This window comes from Streptomyces sp. NPDC057253 (genome assembly GCF_042669125.1).
Classification (GTDB): domain Bacteria; phylum Actinomycetota; class Actinomycetes; order Streptomycetales; family Streptomycetaceae; genus Streptomyces.
In genome coordinates, this window is the sequence record NZ_JBHUXV010000266.1 from 1 (window position 1) to 4,389 (window position 4,389).

Annotated in this window: 3 protein-coding genes; 1 reads left to right on the plus strand and 2 read right to left on the minus strand. The window is 68.3% G+C overall.

Features of this window, described 5'->3' with window-relative positions; genetic code table 11:
- Positions 1–15 precede the first annotated feature (15 nt).
- Positions 16–2,247 (minus strand): alpha-L-fucosidase, encoded by a 2,232-nt coding sequence (locus ACFULQ_RS48670; RefSeq protein ID WP_383558167.1) that lies wholly within the window; start codon positions 2,245–2,247, stop codon positions 16–18.
- 254 nt (positions 2,248–2,501) lie between these two features.
- Between ACFULQ_RS48670 and ACFULQ_RS48675 the strand changes: the two genes are divergently transcribed.
- On the plus strand, positions 2,502–3,194 hold the full coding sequence (locus ACFULQ_RS48675; RefSeq protein WP_383558169.1) for a FadR/GntR family transcriptional regulator: 693 nt from the start codon (positions 2,502–2,504) through the stop codon (positions 3,192–3,194).
- Between the two features lie 48 nt (positions 3,195–3,242).
- Here the strand turns inward: ACFULQ_RS48675 and ACFULQ_RS48680 are convergent, their stop codons facing one another.
- Positions 3,243–4,361: a glycoside hydrolase family 19 protein gene (locus tag ACFULQ_RS48680; RefSeq protein ID WP_383558172.1), complete on the minus strand. Its 1,119-nt coding sequence runs from the start codon at positions 4,359–4,361 to the stop codon at positions 3,243–3,245.
- Positions 4,362–4,389 lie beyond the last annotated feature (28 nt).

Genomic DNA, 4,389 nt, shown 5'->3' on the forward strand with positions numbered 1-4,389 from the left:
GTCCCTCACGGGCGTCTACAGCGCGGTGAACGTCCACAGCAGGTTGGTGCTGGAGCCGTACGTCCACTGCTTGGTGACCGAGCCGGACGACACGTTCCCGCCGCCGTCCAGGACGAGCCCGGTGGTGCGGTTGGCGATCGAGTAGCGGCCGTCTCCGCGATGGGTGATCAGCCACTGCTGGTTGGTGCCGCCGTTCCACGCGGCCTGGCGGGCGGCCGAGCCGTCGGCGGTGGCGCCCCAGCCGTCGGCGACCATGCCGTTGGTGCGGTTGACCAGCCTGTAGTAGCCGCCACCGACCTCGACCGCCTGCCACTGGACGTTGGGACTGCCGTCCCAGGTCCACTGCTTGAGGTTGGAGCCGGAGGCCACGTTGCCGCCGCTGTCCAGGGCCAGGCCGTCGGTGACGTTGAGGACCTGGAAGTACGCCGACGGGTTGAACTGCACCTTCAAGGACGTCACGGCGTCGTTGTTGCCGGTGTTGCGCAGATCGGCGTTGTCGGCGGTGAAGGTCCACGCGGTGCCGGTGAAGTTGTCGCCCGCGTAGCCGATGACCTGGTGGCCCGGGGCGAGCCGCAGGGAGGACAGGGTGCCCGGGGTGAGACCGGCCAGTGTGAGTGCGTCGGCGGTGTAGTCGCCGATCTCCAGGACGGTGCCGGTACCGGCGTAGTTGACGTCCTGGAAGGTCACGGCTCCGGCCGCCGGCCGCAGGCTGGGTATCTGGCCGGTGAACGTCAGCTTCAGCACGTAGGCGTTGGCGCTGAACGGCGCCGACGACGGCAGGGTGACCGTGAGACCGCTCGCGCTCTGGGACGGGGTCGCGAGGTTGGTGTAGGTGCCGGCGGTCGCGTTGAGCAGCTGCACCGACTTCAGCGAAGTGACGTCGATCCTCGCGGAGTTGAGCGTCTTGATGGTCAGGGAGGCGCCGGGCCAGCCGAGGACGGTGGCGTACAGGACGGTGTTCGCCTTGTTCCGGGTGAAGCGGATGTCCTGTGCGGTGCCGGCCGTGGGGGTGGTGAAGGCGCCGCCGCCCATCTTCGTGGGGCCCTCGCCGTACGCCGTCCACGCCCGGGTGTCGTAGACCGACTCCCCGAAGCGCTTCAGGTAGTCGCCGATGGCCAGCAGGACGTCCCGCTGGCCCTGCGGGATGGTGCCGTCGGCCATGGGCGCGATGTTCAGCAGCATGTTGCCGTTCTTGCTGACCCGGTCGATCAGCGCGTGCAGCATCTGCTGCGTCGAGTAGTAGCCGATGCCCTGCGTGTAGCACCAACTCGAGCTGGAGATGCTGTCGTCGGTCAGCCAGTAGGGGCTGGTGAGGTCGCCCGGCCCGCCGCGCTCGTAGTCGAAGACCTCACCGTGGCCGTTCAGTCCGTCCTTGTAGGTGGCGACCACCTCTTTGCCCCAGGAGTTGGCCTGGTTGTAGTAGTAGGACAGGAAGTTGAGGCGCTGCTGCTCGTCGACCGCGGTGAGGTCGAAGTCCTGCCAGAGGATGTCCGGCTGCGCGCGGTCGATGACCTCCTTGAGCTTGTCGTACCAGAGCTGGTTCTCGGCGGTCGAACCCAGCTGCCCGTAGAGCTTCTTCAGGCTCTGGTCGGTCTGCGCGGGGACATGGTCGTAGTAGCCGTTGAAGTTGTAGGCGTGGTGCATGGCCACCAGCAGCTTCAGGTTCCGCGCGCGAATGGCGTCGGTGAACAGCCGCAGCAGGTTCAGGCCGGGGCCCTTGCCCACGGAGTTCCACTCGTTGACCTGGCTGTCCCACATGGAGAAGCCGTCGTGGTGCTCGGCGACCGGGCCGGCGAACCTCGCTCCGGCGTCCACGAACAGCTGCGCCCACTCGTTCGGATCGAAGGCACCGCCCGCCGACTTGAGCTTCGGCGCGAACTGCACGGTGTTGCCCGCCAGGTCCTTCGCCCCGTTGATGAAGTTGTGGTACGGCCAGACCGAGGGGTCGCCGTAGGTGGCCTTGTGATGAGTGTTGGCGTTGCTCCCGCCGATGTACATGTTGCGCGGGTACCACTCGCTGTCGTACGCGGGGACGCTGAAGACGCCCCAGTGGAAGTAGATGCCGAACTTGGCGTCGCGGAACCACTCCGGAGCCGCCGGATGCTGGTTCACGGAGTTCCACGTGGGGGTGTAGGTGGTGGGCGCGGCCAGGGCACGGCCGGCGGTGAACGCGTCGGTGGTGACCGCGGCCGCCACGACGGCGGTGGCGCCTGCGACGAACTGACGTCTGCTGAGCGAACTCGACATGGGACATCCCTGGTGCGGAGGGGGACACGGGGGCCCGGAAGCCGGATGTTACGGACGAAGGTCGACCCTGTGTCGGGTCCGTGTCAACAAGCGTGCAGGGATGAATACTGGAGTTTTACAGGCCTGGAGGAGGGTTTCGGCCGCAATAAGCCCTTTCGTTGTCGCCAGACATCACATGTATTCGGCTTTGGCGTAGACCTGATGAGCCGGGCCGTATCATCAACATCGCTGAGCGGCGGTGGAAGGAGTTCGCGGTGTCCCTGACGGACAAGGCCATCGAGCAGATCCGTGAGCTGATCCGCTCCGGCGCCCTGCCTCCTGGCTCGAAACTGCCGCCGGAACCGGACCTCGCGGCTCAGCTCGGCCTGTCCCGCAATCTCGCCCGCGAGGCGGTCAAGGCGCTGGCCGTCGCCCGGGTCCTGGAGGTGCGGCGCGGCGACGGCACCTATGTCACCAGCCTCCAGCCGAGCCTGCTCCTGGAGGGGCTCGGCGGCGCGGTGGAACTCCTCCAGGGGGACTCGGGTGCCATCCAGGACCTCATGGAGGTACGGCGGCTTCTCGAACCGATGGCCACGGCGCTCGCCGCGACCCGCATCACGGAGGAGCAACTGGCCGAGGTGAAACGGCACTTGGACGCCATGCGCGAGGCGCGCGAGGACGTCGAACTGCTCAACGCCCACGATGCCGCGTTCCATCGCGCGGTCGTCTCGGCCACCGGCAACGAGTCCCTGCTCACGCTCCTGGAGGGCATCTCCGGCCGCACCCTGCGCGCCCGCATCTGGCGCGGACTGGTCGACGATCAGGCGGCGGGCCGCACCCTCGCCGAGCACGAGGCGATCTTCGCGGCGCTGTCCCGCCGCGACGCCACGCTCGGCCAGGCCACCGCGCTGGTGCACGTGAGCAACACCGAGCAGTGGCTGAGGGCACACCTGGACGCCACCGCGTGACGGCGGCGCCGGAGCCAGGTGTGCCCGGTGTCGAAGTGAACTACCCGGTCAGCAGTACAGGTTGCCGCCGGGGGCGACCCCGAGGATGGACGTGAACCGGTTGTAGGCGTCGACCCGGCTCTGCACCTGGGCCGGGTTGCGTCCGTCGCACTCCAGTGAGCCGTTGATGGAGCGAATGGTCTGGCCGAATCCCGCCTGGTTGACCATGGCGTTGTGCGGGGTCATGGTGCCGGGGCCGGACTGGGTGTTCCAGTACCAGAGGCCGGTCTTCCACGCCACGGCGGAGTCGTTCTGCACCAGCCAGGGGTTGTTGAGCAGATCGATCCGCAACGCGTCTCCCGCGGCCTTGTAGTTGAAGTTCCACGACAGCTGGATCGGCCCGCGCCCGTAGTAGGCGGCCTGACCGGCCGGGCAGCCGTAGGGCTGGTTCCAGTCGCAGTAGTGCGGGTAGTTGGCGGTGTTCTGCTCGACGATGTGCACGAGCCCGCCGGTCTCGTGGTTGACGTTGGCGAGGAAGGCGGCGGCCTCCTGCTTCTTCACGGTGTCGCTGCCGGTGTTCGCGAAGCCGGGGTAGGCGCTGAGCGCCGCCACCAGGCCGCTGTAGGTGTAGAAGGAGTTCCGGTTCGGGAACATCTGGTTGAACTGCGCCTCGCTGACGACGAATCCGGACGGCTGGCTCCCGCCGCCGCTCGCGGGCGCGTTCCACTTCTGGTTCGCCGTGCCGGAACAGGTCCAGATCTGCAGCCGGGTGCCGTTGGCGCTGTTGTTGTCCCGCACGTCCAGACACTTGTTCGCGGCCGGGTTGACGATGTCCCGCGCGCCGGAGACCACCCACTGCTGGTTGGCGCCGCCCGAGCAGTCCCACAGCTGGACGGCCGTGCCGTCGGCGGTACCGCGCTCCACGACATCCAGGCACTTGCCGAGCGCCCGCAGGGTTCCGTCACCGGGGTTGGACCAGATCTGGGCGCCGGTGCCGTTGCAGTCGTAGAGCTGTACGGCCGTGCCGTTGGCGGTGGACGCGCCCGCCACGTCGACGCACTTGCCGGCGAGGCCGGTGATCGTGCCGTCGGCGGCCCGGGCGGCGGGGGCCGCGGTGAACAGTGCGGCGAGGACGGCGAAGAGCAGGGCGAGGACCGGGAACCGGCTTCTGCGCGGGGAGGTGGGCATGGGTGCTCCTTGAGGGGGGTGGGGGAGG